The organism is Rhodococcus sp. OK519, assembly GCF_003051005.1.
Classification (GTDB): Bacteria; Actinomycetota; Actinomycetes; order Mycobacteriales; family Mycobacteriaceae; genus Prescottella.
This window is the reverse complement of the sequence record NZ_QAOW01000001.1, coordinates 196531-209322: the sequence shown is the minus strand read 5'-3', so window position 1 is coordinate 209322 and position 12792 is coordinate 196531. Positions and strand designations below refer to the sequence as shown.

The window sequence follows — 12792 nt, the reverse complement described above, 5'->3', positions numbered from 1 at the left end:
CCGCGACGACGTCAGCGGTTCCGGCGCGGTCGACGGTGAGGGAAATTCTATCGCGGCGAGTGTGCCCACTAGATGACGTGGGCCCTGCGCAGGAGCACCTTCGACGGGCCCCCGACGAGCCCGCATTCGTCGAGGAACTCGATCGTCTTGCGGCATCCTTCGCGGATCATGTCGTGATAGTGGACGTTGTTGCGCGCGGCAAGCTTCGCTTCCTCGACGTCGAGTCCGGCTGCCGCGTACACCTGCTCGTTCACGAGGCACGTGACGATGAAGTACGCCGTCGTTCCCAGCACCAGACGCTGATACGCGATTTTGGCGCGAGAGAGCGACTTCACCCTGCGCACCGTCTCCTCGCGTGCGAACTTGATGTGCCGAGCCTCCTCGAGCACGTGAATCTTGCTGACGGTGCGGGTGATCGGCTGGACGCGGGCGTCCTTCATGAAGTCGCGCTGCATCATGTCGAGGATCTCCTCGGCGAACAGCGTGCCGCCGTAGGCGAGTGAACCGGATGCGGTCGACTTGAACAGGCGGGCGGCGTTGAGGATCCACCGCTTGGGGCGATACGACGGAATGCCGAAGCGCTGGGCCGAGCGCGCGAACATCGTGGAATGACGACACTCGTCGGCGATCTCGTTGAGCGCGAACTGCACGTGCGGGGTGGCCGGGTCGTGCGAATAGATGTCGCGCAGCAGCATCTGCATGAGGATCATCTCGAACCAGATGCCGGTGCCGGCGACGCTCGCGGCCTCGTGTTTGGTGAGCGTGATCCGCTGCTCCTGCGTCATCCGCTCCCACAGTTCGGTGCCGTAGAGGCTGCACCATTCAGGGGTCATGCCGTAGAGGTCGGACGGTACGGGCGCCGCCCAGTCGACCTCGACGAGCGGGTCGTAGGACTTGCGAGCGGCCGAGGCGAGCAGGCGCGCCGCGGTGTCCTGTCGGTCGCCCACCCGCATATGGCGGGACGGCGGAACCTCGACGGACTCACGATCGGTGATCGACATCGTCAACTCCTGCTCGACGGGTGTTCACGCAGGTCATGCCCATTTCCGGCATGTCTCGACGATAACACCGTCACAATGAGCGTTGTCAAGGATTATCTGTAACTTGCCGTACGCAATGCGACGCGGGACGTGGGCATCGGCAGCGAGAACTGCTCTTGACAGAGCGCCGCCCCCGGATAGCATCACGGAAAAACTAGAACGCCATTTCACATACGTCATTTCACATACAGGAGTTCTCCGGTGACCGATACCGCCACGCTCGTCCAGTCGCTCGTCGAACGAATCGAACTGCTCGAGGACAAACTGGCCATCCAGGAGCTGATCACCTCGTACGGCCCGGCCGTCGACGCCGGTCGGGCAGAGAAGGTCGGCGCACTGTGGACAGAGGACGCCGTCTACGACGTCGACAACCACTTCATGGACGGCCGCGACGAGATCATGGCCATGGTGCGCGGGAACGCCCACCAGGGCCTCATCCACTCCGGCTGTGGCCACCTGCTCGACCCGATCAAGATTGCGGTCGACGGCGACCGTGCGGTCGCGACGTGCCATTCGCAACTGCTCCGCCGCAACCCGGACGAGGATTCGTTCCGGGTGTGGCGGGTGACCGCGAACCGTTTCGAGCTAGCGAAGATCGGCGGCGAGTGGAAGATCCAACGGCGCACGTCGCGCGTGCTCGACGGCCGCGCCGAGGCACCCGCGCTGCTCGCCCGAGCCGGTCACTGATCGGACCGCCGCTACCAGCGCGGCCCGCGCTGGATGTCGTCCACGCGCGGGCGCACGTCGACGAGGTACACGCAGATCGCGACCACCGCGATGATGCCGAGCATGTGGACGGCACCGAACAGGAACACCACCAGCAGTGAGGCGATGAGGATGCCGAGCCAGATGGGCTTGCTCAGCTTGTCCACGGCGGTGAACGCGTCCTTGCGCTGACGCGCCGCATGGAAGATCGCGAAGACCGCGCCTGCAAGTGCGAGCAGCTGCAGCGCGAAAAGGATCAGTCCGGTGACGCCGTGAATGTTGAACACGTATCCATCCTACGAATCGGGCGGAGATACGCGCAGGCCCCCGCGCAACGATTTGCGCGGGGGCCCATCCCCGATGGTGGTTCGCGATCGGTTCCCGATCAGTCGGTGGCCTTCTTGGTGGGAGCCTTCTTGGCCGGGGCCGCCTTCTTTGCAGCGGACGCCGGAGTCGGCGTGGTCGCGGCAGCCTTGGCCGGAGCAGCCTTGGCGGGCGCAGCCTTCTTCGCGGGGGTCGCCGGCTTGGCGGCCGGAGCCTTGGCGGCGGAGGTCGTGGCGGCGGGAGCCTTCGGGGCCGCAGCCTCGACACGCTCGGCGGCGGCTTCGGACGTCGCCTCCGCCCGCTCGCCGGCGTCGACGACACGGCTGGCGACCGAGTCGCCGGTCTCCGACAGACGGTTGGCGACGGTGTCGCTGGTCTCGGACAGCACGACGGCGGCCTCGTCGGCGACGTCGCTGATACGTCCGGCGGCACGGCCCGCAAGCTTGGCGGCCTGCTCACCGAGCTCACGCGTCTGACGCGCCACCGTGCCGAGCGCCTCTTCTGTGAGCTCGACGGCATCCCCGAACGCGGCCTCGGCCCGCTCGAGCTGCTCCTCGACGGCCGGCTGCTTGCGGATGCGCTCGACGGCCTCCTCGCCACGCTCAGCGAGCGCGACGTACAGGTCGGACGCAACCTTGAGGTAGGCCTCGGCGACCTTGCGCAGCTCGTCGGAGGTGAACCGCTCGCGCAGCTCGGCGAGCTCCTCGGGCAGCTCGGACGGCAGTGCCGCGAGGCGCTCCCGTAGCTGCTCGACGCCCTCGGACACGTCGCCGGGCAGGCTGGCCCAGCGCTCGCGGGCTTCCTCGATGCGCTCGGACATGTCGGTGTTGGTGTTCTCGGCGCGCGAGCGCACCTGGGACACGACGTCGGCCACAGCCTGGACGACGAGGTCGCCGGTGCCGACGGCGGCGTAGAACGGGGTCTTGATGTTGTCGACGATCTTCGGATCGGTCATTCTCGGATCTCCTGTCCAGGTGGATCTGCGATCTCGTGCTCTTGTTCGTCCGAGGAGTCGGCCTGACCGGCGGATTCGGACTGTTGCGGGTCGTTCTCACGACAGAACGACTCGTAGATCTCGAGGAGCACCTGCTTCTGCCGATCGGTGATGGCACCGTCGGCCAGCAGGGCGTCCCGGACCGGGCTGTGCGGGCGTTGCTCGAGGATCCCGGCCTGCACGTACAGGACCTCGGACGACACCCGCAGACCCTTCGCGATCTGAGCGAGGACATCGGCGGACGGCTTGCGCAGCCCGCGTTCGATCTGGCTCAGATAGGGGTTGCTGACGCCGGCGAGTTGTGCGAGCTGCCGTAGCGAAAACTGCGCGGCCTCACGCTGTGAGCGGATGTAGCTGCCGATGTCCTGAGCGGCGTTGCTGACCACTCGGGCGGCACTGCTCATGTCGTCGGGCTCGTCGACCATCAGTACTCCCTGTTCTGTACGCAAATGCCACGGTAGAACAGGGCGCTAGCAATTGCAAGCACTTTGCTAGCAATTGCTTGCACGGGTGCAAACGGCGCAGATCAGCCGAACATCAGCTGCGAGATCGTGTAGATCGCAAGGCCCGCGAGCGCGCCGACGACGGTGCCGTTGATCCGGATGAACTGCAGGTCCCGGCCCACCTGGAGTTCGATCTTGCGGCTCGCCTCCTCGGCGTCCCACCGCTCGACGGTCTCGGTGATGACCGCGGTGATCTCGTCGGTGTAGTTCTCCGCGACGTACCGGGTGCCGGCGAGCAGCCAGCCGTCGACCTTGGCCCGCATCTCGGCGTCGTCGCGCAATCGCTCACCGAAGGCGACGACGTTCTCGGCGACCTTGCGACGAAGCGTGCTGCCGGGGTCGTCGACCGACTCCATGATCAGACGCTTGGCGACCTTCCACGTCGCGGCGGCGAGACCGGTGATCTCCTCGCGGCCCATGATCTCGGCCTTGATCGACTCCGCCTTGGCGATGGTCGTGGGGTCGTTCTGCAGGTCGTCCGCGAAGTCGATCAGGAAGCGGTTGGCAGCGAGGCGCACCTCGTGCTCGGGGTTCGACCGGACCTTCCACGTGAACTCGACGAGTTCGCGGTAGATCTTCTCGCCGAGCATCGAATCGACGAACTTGGGCGACCAGGACGGCGAATCCCGAGTGATGATCCGGTCGATGGTCTCCTGGCTGCCCAGAGCCCATTGATGGGCCCGCTCCGCCAGCAGGTCCAGCAGCGGCAGCTGTCGGTTCTCGCGGAGCAGTTCGGCGAGGACCTTGCCGATCGGCGGACCCCAGTCGGGTTCGGCGAGTCTGCGGACGATCGTGTTGTCGATGATCGCGGTGACGTCGTCGTCCTTGAGCACCTCGACGACGCCGCGCAGCAGAGTCGCGGTCTCCGCGGCCACCCGCTGCGCATGGACCGGTTCGGCCATCCACGTCCCGACGCGCAGCGGAATCTGCGCGTTCTCGACCTTCGCGGACACGACGTCGGGGGCCAGGAAGTTGTCGCCGACGAAGCTCGACAAGCTCTCGCCGAGCTGGTCCTTCTTGCGCTTGATGATGGCGGTGTGCGGGATCTTCAGCCCGAGGGGATGCCGGAACAGCGCGGTCACCGCGAACCAGTCGGCGAGCGCGCCCACCATGCCGGCCTCCGACGCGGCACGCACGTAGCCGACCCACTCGCCGGCGCCACGAGACTCCTGCCATCGACAGAACAGGTAGACGACGGTCGCGAATACCAGGAACCCTGTCGCGATCATCTTCATCTTCCGCAGGTCACGGCGCTTCGCCGGATCGTCGAAGACCCCCGCGAACGAGGACTGCGACGACGGCTGCGGCGGCCGCGGCCTAGCGGGGGCGGGCGACTGTGGCGACTGAACTGGCTGCACATCGACATTGTGCCCAGATACCGGGCCCGGCTGCCGAGATAGAGATCACCTCGAGGCCACCGGCCGATTAAGCTGGCGTTCTGGTTCAACCCCGAACGGATGTGGCGAAACGTAGTGCCGAAGCAAAGCGCAGATCTGCAGCAGACAACCGAAGAAGACCGAGTCGAGACCGGCAAGCCCGACGGTCGCAAGCGCCGGTGGCGTGAGCACAAGATCGCGCGCCGCGAGGAACTCGTCGACGGCACGATCGCGGCCATCCGCGCGCGGGGCCGCGACATCGGCATGGACGACATCGCGTCGGAGATCGGCGTCTCCAAGACGGTGCTGTACCGGTACTTCACGGACAAGAACGACCTCACGAGCGCCACGATGATGCGCTACGTCGAGACCATCCTCGCGCCGCGGATGTACTCCGTCATCGGCGAAGACCTCGACGAGTACGACCTGACGCGGGTCGCGATCTCGGCTTACGTCGAGACGGTCGCGGCCGATCCGGACGTCTACCTCTACGTGATGGCCAACAGCGCGGGACCGAACCGCGACGTCGTGGCCGACTCGGAGCGGATGATCGCGGAGTTGCTCGCGACCGTGCTCGGCGAGCGCCTGCGAAACATGGGCATGGACTCGGGCGGCTCGGTGCCGTGGGCCTACGGCGTCGTCGGCGCGGTGCAGCTCGCCACCCACTGGTGGATCTCGAACAAGTCGATGTCGACGGACGACCTCATCGACTACCTCGTGATGATGACCTGGGGCGGCATCTCCGGTATCGCGGCGTCGAGCGGTTCGCCGGTGCGGTTCAAGTCGGTGCCGCATCCCCTCATCGAGGAGGGCACCGAGCCGGCCGAGGACGCCTGACCTTCTTGTGTTACCGGCGGTAACAAGTATTCTCGTGGTGTGACTGACTTCACGGACAGCGACCACGGACACGACGAGCCCGACGGCTACCGGGGCCCCGCACACGTCACCGTCGGGCGGCACGCCCCGGTGATCGTCGACGTCGAATTGTCGGGAAATTTCGAACCGATCAGTGGCCGCTTCGTGTGGCGTGGCCGCGTCCGCGAGCTGTCCCGGGCAGTCGGCGGGGACGTCGCACCCGCCGGCACGGACCTCACGATCACGACGCCCGACGGCAGCGGCACCGCCCGCGTCAGTGGGCTGGACCTGTGGGGCAGCCACATGGTGGACGGGCTGACCCGGCCGCCGTTCCCGTTCATGGAGGACACCGAGGGACTGCTCTAGTGTGACCTGGGGCACGCAGCCACAGGTCACACCTCGCAGCAGTTCCTCGTCGCTTCTCGCATCCGGAGGTCCAGTTGGCCGACAAGGTTCCCACATCCCGCCTCGTGCGGGGATCGAAGCTCGGGCAGGTCGCAGCGGGGCGTGTCATCCGCAACGCCGGTACGCGCGTGTCGATGATCGGGCGCTCCGATCAGGTGCGCGCGCGGATCGCCGAGAACTCGGTGATCGCGGCCGCCGACCAACTCGTGACCGTGCTGGGCAGCATGAAGGGCGTCGCGATGAAGCTCGGCCAGATGCTCTCCATCCTCGACCTCGACCTGGTCCCGGAGGACCATCGCGAGGAGTTCCAGCGCAAGCTCGCGGCGCTCCGCGACCAGGCGCCCACAGCGTCGTTCGAGGCGATGCGGCGCGTCATCGAAACCGACTACGGCCGTCCGATTTCCGAGGTGTTCGCCGAGTTCGACCCGGAACCGGTCGCCGCGGCATCCATCGGCCAGGTGTACCGCGCCCGCCTGCACGACGGCCGGGACGTCGCCGTCAAAGTGCAGTACCCGGGCATCGACGCGGCCATTCGCGCCGACATGAAGAACCTGACGATGTTCCTCAAGGTGTGGAAGTCGACGGTGCCGACACTGTCGACGCCCGCGCTACTCAACGAGTTGCGGCTCAACTTCGAAGGCGAACTGGACTACGAACGGGAGGCGCGCACCCAGCACCGGATCGCCGGACTGTATGCGGGCCATCCGTTCATCGCCGTTCCGGACAGCCTTCCCGAGCTGAGCACGCGCCGGGTACTGGTGAGCGAATTCTTCGAGGGCACCTCGTTCACCACCATCTGCGAGCTACCCCAGGAAGAGCGAAACCGCATAGGCGAGATCATCTTCCGCTTCTACATCGGATCGCTCTACCGCTATCACGAGTTCTGCGGCGATCCGCATCCCGGCAATGTCCTCCTCGGCCGCGACGGCCGGGTCGCATTCGTCGACTTCGGACTGTTCAACAGCATGGATGTCGAGCACGTCGAGTTCGAGAAGAGTTGTCTTCGTGCGGCAACCGAGGGCCGCCGGGACGACCTGTACGCGCTCATGGTGCGCCGCGGGGTCATCTCCGCAGACGCCGACGTCACGCCGGACGAGTGCCTCGAGTACGTGTACGCGGCGGCGGAGTGGAACCTGGTGGACGAAGAGATCGCGATCACCCCCGAGATGGCGAGCACCGGTTTCCTGCTCGCGATCGACCCACGGGCGTCGGAGTTCTCGGGCATGAAGAGTCAGAACCTGCCGCCCGAGCACCTGTTCTCCCGGCGCGCCGACTTCCTCACCTTCGGCGTCCTCGGCCAACTCGATGCCGGCGCCAACTGGCACCGCATCGGCCGCGAGTGGGTGTACGGCGAGCCGGCGACGACGGAACTCGGTGCGGCGGAGGAACGCTGGCGCGCGGAACGCTGAATCCCTGCTCGACGGCAGCGGGTGTGGCACAGTTCAGTCCATGTCAGCAGCGGACGCGCACGGCGAACTGTGGACCACCCCCGCCGTCGAAGTGTTACGCGCCGGGCCGCACACGAAGGTCGCGAAGATCGACCCCAAGGCCACACCCGGTTTCACCGGGAACAAGGCCGACGGCGAGCGGATGCTCGAGGAGCGCGGGGCGGCGCTGTCGGCGTTGCAGGAGAAGCTGTATGCCAACGGCCGTTCGGGCGACAAGCGTTCGGTGCTGCTCATCCTGCAGGGCATGGACACCGCCGGTAAGGGCGGAATGGTCCGGCACGTGATCGGGCACGTCGACCCGCAGGGCGTCGACCATGCCGCGTTCGGGGTGCCCACACCCGAGGAAAAGCGCCACCACTACCTGTGGCGGATCAACAAGGCACTCCCCCGCGGCGGGCAGCTGGGGGTGTTCGACCGCTCGCACTACGAGGACGTACTCGTGGTCCGGGTCCACAACCTGGTCCCGCCGGAGGTGTGGGGCGGACGCTACGACGAGATCAACCAGTTCGAACGCGAACTCGTCCACAGCGGCACCACCATCGTGAAGGTCGCGATGTTCGTCTCACTCGACGAGCAGAAGTCCCGGCTGGCCGAACGCCTGGAGCGACGCGACAAGTACTGGAAGTACAACCCCGGGGACGTCACCGAACGCGCCCTCTGGCCGCAGTACCAGGAGGCCTATCAGGCCATGCTCGACAAGACCTCGACAGACCACGCACCGTGGTACGTCGTACCGTGTGACCGCAAGTGGTACAGCAGAATTGCCGTCACCGAGCTGCTCATCGACGCACTCGGACGACTCGACCTGGACTGGCCCGCGGCCGAGTTCGACATCGACGTCGAGAAGGCGCGGTTGGCGCGCTCCTGACGGCGTGTCGGTGGACGGCGTCAGAGCATGTGCGGGGTGCTGTGGTGCATCTTCTGATCGTGTCGGGTCACGCCGCCGAAGATCGCGGCAGATCCGGACAGCGCGGCCAGTGAGGCCAGTCCGGCGATGACCGCCCATCCGGCGAAGCCCCCGCCCGCAGCCACCAGGAACAGCCCGGCTGCCGCGATGCCCGTCAAGGCCAGTCCGTATCCGGCCCACCCGGCGAAGTCGTTGAGAGTCATTCGCTGTACCTCCTCGGCGTCGGCATAGAGGTCCGTGATTCGACGCTACGCCCGGCAGACGCGGGGGGCGAGAAACCGACCGGTCGATGCCGCTCCCGAATTGACCTCCCGCGGATGCGATCGCGTCCGCGGCAGGTCAGGACGGGAGCAGCACCGTGCCGAGCGGCCGCGGTCGACCTTCCCGGCGTCGGCGTGCGCGACGGATGCGCGCGTCGATCACCGTCGGGTTCGACAGGTCGCGCCACGTCCAGCGGGCCACCTCCCAGCCCATGTCGCGGATGGAGTCCTCGCGCTGCTTTTCCGCGAACACCGCGTCGCCGGGGCTCTGGCCGTCCCGAAGGTACTTGCCGTACTTGATCTTTCCGTCGAACTCCCCGACGACACCGGCGGCGACGAGGAGGAAGTCGACGCGGCCGAGGAATCGGCCGTCGGCGTCCAGCAGCGACGCCTGAAGCTCCGGCTCGAATCCGAGTGCGGTCAGCGCGACGCGGCTGCGCGATTCGCCGACGCTCTCGCTGCGTGCGTCGATGAAGTCCAACGCTCGACGGGCCGCGGGGTGACCCGGCCGACGCTCCGCGTAGGCGAGTGCGTCGGCGGCAGCGGTGACCGGCAGTTTCGCCGCGCGCAGGCCTGCATCGCCGACGGCGACCGCGGCCTCGAACGGCATCGTCCGGCACAGGTCGGCCACGGTGCGCGCGATCGAGGTGACGGCGATTCCGTTTCGCCGCACCACATCGGCCGTGGGAAGCGGCGCGGAGTGCGAGTGCAGATGGCGGGTCCGCTTGCCACCGCCGGATCTGTCGCGGGTGACGTGGACGCGGTCGAGCGGCAGCGCCCATACCGGGAGCCCGTGCAGTACGGCCGCGGACTGGTGGCTGACGACGGCGTCGGCGCTCACCCCGGGGAGCGTCGCGCGGATCAGTTCGTGGTGGAGTTCGGCGGCGTCGAGCGCGGCGAACACGTCGCCGCTCAGATAGGTCCCGGGCCGCAGACGTCGCAGCCCACCGTTGCGGCACGTCGCCCGGAGTTCGCCGTCGGTATAGCCCCGCGCGAGGGCGTCGCGTCGGCGCAGGACGGTGGGTGTCGGTTCGCTCATGCCGCGATTCTGACCGGCAGCACGCGGCGTCGCCCCCGGGAAGCCACGTCCACGACCATCCCTGTGGACAACCGTCGGGCTGTGGACAACTGCTCCCGCTCCCGTCCTGACCTCCCGCGGACGCGATCGCATCCGCGGGAGGTCAATTCGGGAGCGGGAAGCCCGTCAGAAGGTGGCGGCGTCGATCACGAAGCGGTACCGCACGTCGCTGCCGACGACGCGGTCGTAGGCCTCGTTGATCCGGTCGGCCGGGATAACCTCGATCTCGGCACCGATGCCGTGCTCGGCGCAGAAGTTCAGCATCTCCTGGGTCTGCGGAATACCGCCGACCAGCGAACCGGCCAGGCTGCGCCGGTTCTTGAGCAGCGAGAAGCCGCGGACACTGATCGGGTTCTCGGGCAGGCCCAGTTCCACGAGGGTGCCGTTGACCGCGAGCATCGACAGGTAGCGGTCCATGTCGAGGTTGACCGAGACGGTGTTGAGGATCAGGTCGAACTGTCCACGCAACGCCTTGAACGTCTCCTTCTCGGCGGTCGCGTAGTAGTGGTCGGCCCCGAAGCGCAGCCCGTCGTCCTTCTTGCTCAGCGACTGGCTCAGCACCGTCACCTCGGCGCCCATCGCGTGCGCGATCTTGACGCCGACATGACCGAGACCGCCCATGCCCACGATCGCAACCTTCTTGCCCGGACCGGCGCCCCAGTGCGCGAGCGGCGAGTACAGCGTGATGCCGGCGCACAGCAGCGGTGCGGCGACGTCGAGCGCGAGGCCGTCGGGGACGGACAGCACGAACTCCTCGTCCACGACGATATGGGTGGAATACCCACCGGCCGTGCGCTTTCCGTCACGTCCGACGGTGTTGTACGTGTCGACGACGCCGTTCTCGCAGTACTGCTCCTCGCCGGCCTCGCAGCTGGCGCACGTGCGGCACGAATCGACGAAGCAGCCGACGCCCACGCGATCGCCCACCGCGTGACGGGTGACCTCGGCGCCGACCTCGGCGACGACGCCGGCGATCTCGTGGCCCGGCACCACCGGGTACGCGGTGCCGCCCCACTCGTTGCGGGCGGTGTGGATATCGGAGTGGCAGATCCCCGCGTACTTGATCTCGATGAGGACGTCACGCGGACCGACCTCGCGCCGGTCGATCGTGGTCTTCACGAGGGGCGAATCGGCGGAGGTGGCCGCATAGGCAGAAGCGGTAATCATGCACACATGCCTACCCGTTACCGGCGAGTACACGCAAAGAAGGCGTCCTGACCTGCCCGGGAGAATTAGACCGTTTCCCCCGAAATGCTCCGCGCGGGTCGGCTGCCGACCTACCATCCCGGACAACTGAACATGTGTCCATATCCGCCGGGACCATCCGACGCGAACCGAGGAATCGTATGCGCAAGTATGGTGTCGCGATCGCCGCAGCGATCGCAGCGTTCTCACTGATCGCCCTTCCCGCCGCCTCCGCTGCCCCACCGACCACTCCGATCACCGCCCTGCGCGCCGAGGGCACCGAGTTGGTCGACGGCCACGGCCGGACGGTGTTGCTGCACGGCGTCAACAACGTGGACAAGGACGCGCCGTACCTCCCCGCCGGCGAGACTCTCACGAACCAGGACATGGACATCCTCGTCGAGCACGGCTTCAACACCGTCCGACTCGGCACGTCGTTCGACGCATTGATGCCGCAGCGCGGACAGATCGACGAGGCGTACCTCGACCGCCTCACCGGTGTGGTCGACTATCTGACCGCCCGCGGCATCTACGTCCTGCTCGACAACCACCAGGACGGGCTCTCGAAACCCTGGGGCGGCAACGGCTTCCCCGCGTGGTCCATCGAGTCCCGGCCCGCGACATGGGAGCCGAACCCGGGCTTCCCGCTCTACAACTTGATGCCGAGCATGAACGTCGGCTGGGACGAGGTGTGGAACAACACTCACGGCGCGCTCGACTACCTCGGCACCGCGCTCGGGGCACTCGCCGCGAAGGTCGAGGGCAAGCCCGGTGTGATGGGCATCGAGTTGATGAACGAACCCTGGCCCGGTTCACCGTTCCTGACGTGCTTCCCGAACGGATGCCCGGACTTCGACCGCAAGTACCAGGCCGCGATGCAGAAGCTGACGGACGCGGTCCGCGCCGAGAACCCGACGATTCCTGTGTACTGGGAGCCGAACGTCACGTGGAACCAGATGATGCCGTCGAACCTGTTCAACCCGCCTGCGACGCCGGCTGTCGCCGGCCCCGACACGGTCTTCGCGCCGCACGACTACTGCATTCCCAGCCAGCTTGCGATCTATCTCGGCCTGCCGCAGGCACTGCGCGGGCTGTGTGTTCCGCAGCAGGACCTCACGTGGTCCCACATCGACGAGATGACCGAGCGCGCAAACATCCCGACCATCGTGACCGAATTCGGTGACGGCGATCCGACGGTGTTGCGGAACACGCTCGCGCGCGCCGACGAGCGGTTCATCGGCTGGCAGTACTGGCACTTCGGCGCCGGCAACACCACGGACCCGTTCCTCGGCGACGTGGGACGCCAACTCGTGCGCACGTATCCGCAGGCCACGGCGGGCACGCCCGGTCGCATGGCCTTCGACGCGGACAACGGCGACTTCGCGTACCGCTACACACCGCGGGCCGCGACGAGGCCCACCGAGATATTCGTGTCCGACCTGCACTACCCCGACGGGTACCAAGTGTCGGTCGACGGCGGGCACGTCACGTCGGCGCCTGGGGCGCGGATCGTCACGGTCGTCGCCGACAGCAGTGGCCCTGTCACGGTGAAGATCAACCGACCCGGTTCGCCGGGGATCGACGTCCCCGACGGCCCGATCACCACAGGATCCTCGGGGAGTTCCGGAAATCCCGGAAGCAGCGCTAGTTCCGGAAGCTCCGGATCACTCGGCAGCAGCGGATCACTCGGCAGCAGCGGTTCCTAGAACACA

At 67.1% G+C, this 12792-nt stretch carries 14 protein-coding genes; 6 read left to right on the top strand and 8 right to left on the bottom strand.

Annotation, left to right across the window (positions count from 1 at the left end; genetic code table 11):
- Nucleotides 1-68 precede the first annotated feature (68 nt).
- Complete coding sequence (locus C8K36_RS01030) at nucleotides 69-1001, bottom strand: AurF N-oxygenase family protein (RefSeq protein WP_107982612.1); 933 nt, start codon at nucleotides 999-1001, stop codon at nucleotides 69-71.
- Between the two features lie 240 nt (nucleotides 1002-1241).
- Between C8K36_RS01030 and C8K36_RS01025 the strand changes: the two genes are divergently transcribed.
- Nucleotides 1242-1727: a nuclear transport factor 2 family protein gene (locus C8K36_RS01025; protein WP_107982611.1), complete on the top strand. Its 486-nt coding sequence runs from the start codon at nucleotides 1242-1244 to the stop codon at nucleotides 1725-1727.
- 11 nt (nucleotides 1728-1738) lie between these two features.
- Here the strand turns inward: C8K36_RS01025 and C8K36_RS01020 are convergent, their stop codons facing one another.
- The 4 genes from C8K36_RS01020 to C8K36_RS01005 all read right to left on the bottom strand — a co-directional run bounded on the left by C8K36_RS01020 (nucleotide 1739) and on the right by C8K36_RS01005 (nucleotide 4801).
- On the bottom strand, nucleotides 1739-2032 hold the full coding sequence (locus C8K36_RS01020; RefSeq protein WP_005518016.1) for a DUF2516 family protein: 294 nt from the start codon (nucleotides 2030-2032) through the stop codon (nucleotides 1739-1741).
- 98 nt (nucleotides 2033-2130) lie between these two features.
- Nucleotides 2131-3024: a heparin-binding hemagglutinin gene (locus tag C8K36_RS01015; RefSeq protein WP_107982610.1), complete on the bottom strand. Its 894-nt coding sequence runs from the start codon at nucleotides 3022-3024 to the stop codon at nucleotides 2131-2133.
- A complete protein-coding gene (locus C8K36_RS01010) occupies nucleotides 3021-3488 on the bottom strand; it encodes a helix-turn-helix domain-containing protein (protein WP_107982609.1) in 468 nt (155 codons plus the stop codon). Before C8K36_RS01010 ends, C8K36_RS01015 begins: the two co-directional genes overlap by 4 nt.
- 101 nt (nucleotides 3489-3589) lie before the next feature.
- Complete coding sequence (locus C8K36_RS01005; RefSeq protein ID WP_181319425.1) at nucleotides 3590-4801, bottom strand: DUF445 domain-containing protein; 1212 nt, start codon at nucleotides 4799-4801, stop codon at nucleotides 3590-3592.
- A 222-nt stretch (nucleotides 4802-5023) separates the two neighbouring features.
- On the opposite strand from C8K36_RS01005, the gene C8K36_RS01000 reads away from it, so the two are divergent.
- The 4 genes from C8K36_RS01000 to C8K36_RS00985 all read left to right on the top strand — a co-directional run bounded on the left by C8K36_RS01000 (nucleotide 5024) and on the right by C8K36_RS00985 (nucleotide 8518).
- On the top strand, nucleotides 5024-5779 hold the full coding sequence (locus tag C8K36_RS01000; RefSeq protein ID WP_107982607.1) for a TetR/AcrR family transcriptional regulator: 756 nt from the start codon (nucleotides 5024-5026) through the stop codon (nucleotides 5777-5779).
- 39 nt (nucleotides 5780-5818) lie between these two features.
- Nucleotides 5819-6163, top strand: coding sequence for a DUF4873 domain-containing protein (locus C8K36_RS00995; RefSeq protein ID WP_107982606.1), 345 nt, complete (start codon nucleotides 5819-5821; stop codon nucleotides 6161-6163).
- A gap of 74 nt (nucleotides 6164-6237) precedes the next feature.
- Nucleotides 6238-7611 carry an ABC1 kinase family protein gene (locus tag C8K36_RS00990; RefSeq protein ID WP_107982605.1) on the top strand — a complete coding sequence of 458 codons (1374 nt, stop codon included), beginning with the start codon at nucleotides 6238-6240 and terminating at the stop codon, nucleotides 7609-7611.
- A 40-nt stretch (nucleotides 7612-7651) separates the two neighbouring features.
- Nucleotides 7652-8518: a polyphosphate kinase 2 family protein gene (locus C8K36_RS00985; RefSeq protein WP_107982604.1), complete on the top strand. Its 867-nt coding sequence runs from the start codon at nucleotides 7652-7654 to the stop codon at nucleotides 8516-8518.
- Between the two features lie 20 nt (nucleotides 8519-8538).
- Here C8K36_RS00985 and C8K36_RS00980 read toward each other — a convergent pair whose 3' ends face one another.
- From C8K36_RS00980 to C8K36_RS00970, 3 genes are all read right to left on the bottom strand, one after another.
- Complete coding sequence (locus tag C8K36_RS00980) at nucleotides 8539-8760, bottom strand: hypothetical protein (protein ID WP_107982603.1); 222 nt, start codon at nucleotides 8758-8760, stop codon at nucleotides 8539-8541.
- A gap of 136 nt (nucleotides 8761-8896) precedes the next feature.
- On the bottom strand, nucleotides 8897-9856 hold the full coding sequence (locus C8K36_RS00975; RefSeq protein WP_107982602.1) for a type IV toxin-antitoxin system AbiEi family antitoxin domain-containing protein: 960 nt from the start codon (nucleotides 9854-9856) through the stop codon (nucleotides 8897-8899).
- A 165-nt stretch (nucleotides 9857-10021) separates the two neighbouring features.
- Nucleotides 10022-11062 carry an NAD(P)-dependent alcohol dehydrogenase gene (locus C8K36_RS00970; RefSeq protein WP_107982601.1) on the bottom strand — a complete coding sequence of 347 codons (1041 nt, stop codon included), beginning with the start codon at nucleotides 11060-11062 and terminating at the stop codon, nucleotides 10022-10024.
- 179 nt (nucleotides 11063-11241) lie between these two features.
- On the opposite strand from C8K36_RS00970, the gene C8K36_RS00965 reads away from it, so the two are divergent.
- Nucleotides 11242-12786, top strand: a complete 1545-nt coding sequence (locus C8K36_RS00965; protein ID WP_107982600.1) for a cellulase family glycosylhydrolase — start codon at nucleotides 11242-11244, stop codon at nucleotides 12784-12786.
- Nucleotides 12787-12792: the final 6 nt, after the last annotated feature.

Coding starts and splice junctions, on each gene's coding strand:
- C8K36_RS01010 (WP_107982609.1), bottom strand. CDS start 3,488: ATGGTCGACGAGCCCGACGACATGAGCAGTGCCGCCCGAGTGGTCAGC.
- C8K36_RS01030 (WP_107982612.1), bottom strand. CDS start 1,001: ATGTCGATCACCGATCGTGAGTCCGTCGAGGTTCCGCCGTCCCGCCAT.
- C8K36_RS00970 (WP_107982601.1), bottom strand. CDS start 11,062: ATGATTACCGCTTCTGCCTATGCGGCCACCTCCGCCGATTCGCCCCTC.
- C8K36_RS00965 (WP_107982600.1), top strand. CDS start 11,242: ATGCGCAAGTATGGTGTCGCGATCGCCGCAGCGATCGCAGCGTTCTCA.
- C8K36_RS01015 (WP_107982610.1), bottom strand. CDS start 3,024: ATGACCGATCCGAAGATCGTCGACAACATCAAGACCCCGTTCTACGCC.
- C8K36_RS01005 (WP_181319425.1), bottom strand. CDS start 4,801: ATGAAGATGATCGCGACAGGGTTCCTGGTATTCGCGACCGTCGTCTAC.
- C8K36_RS01000 (WP_107982607.1), top strand. CDS start 5,024: ATGTGGCGAAACGTAGTGCCGAAGCAAAGCGCAGATCTGCAGCAGACA.
- C8K36_RS00985 (WP_107982604.1), top strand. CDS start 7,652: ATGTCAGCAGCGGACGCGCACGGCGAACTGTGGACCACCCCCGCCGTC.
- C8K36_RS00975 (WP_107982602.1), bottom strand. CDS start 9,856: ATGAGCGAACCGACACCCACCGTCCTGCGCCGACGCGACGCCCTCGCG.
- C8K36_RS00980 (WP_107982603.1), bottom strand. CDS start 8,760: ATGACTCTCAACGACTTCGCCGGGTGGGCCGGATACGGACTGGCCTTG.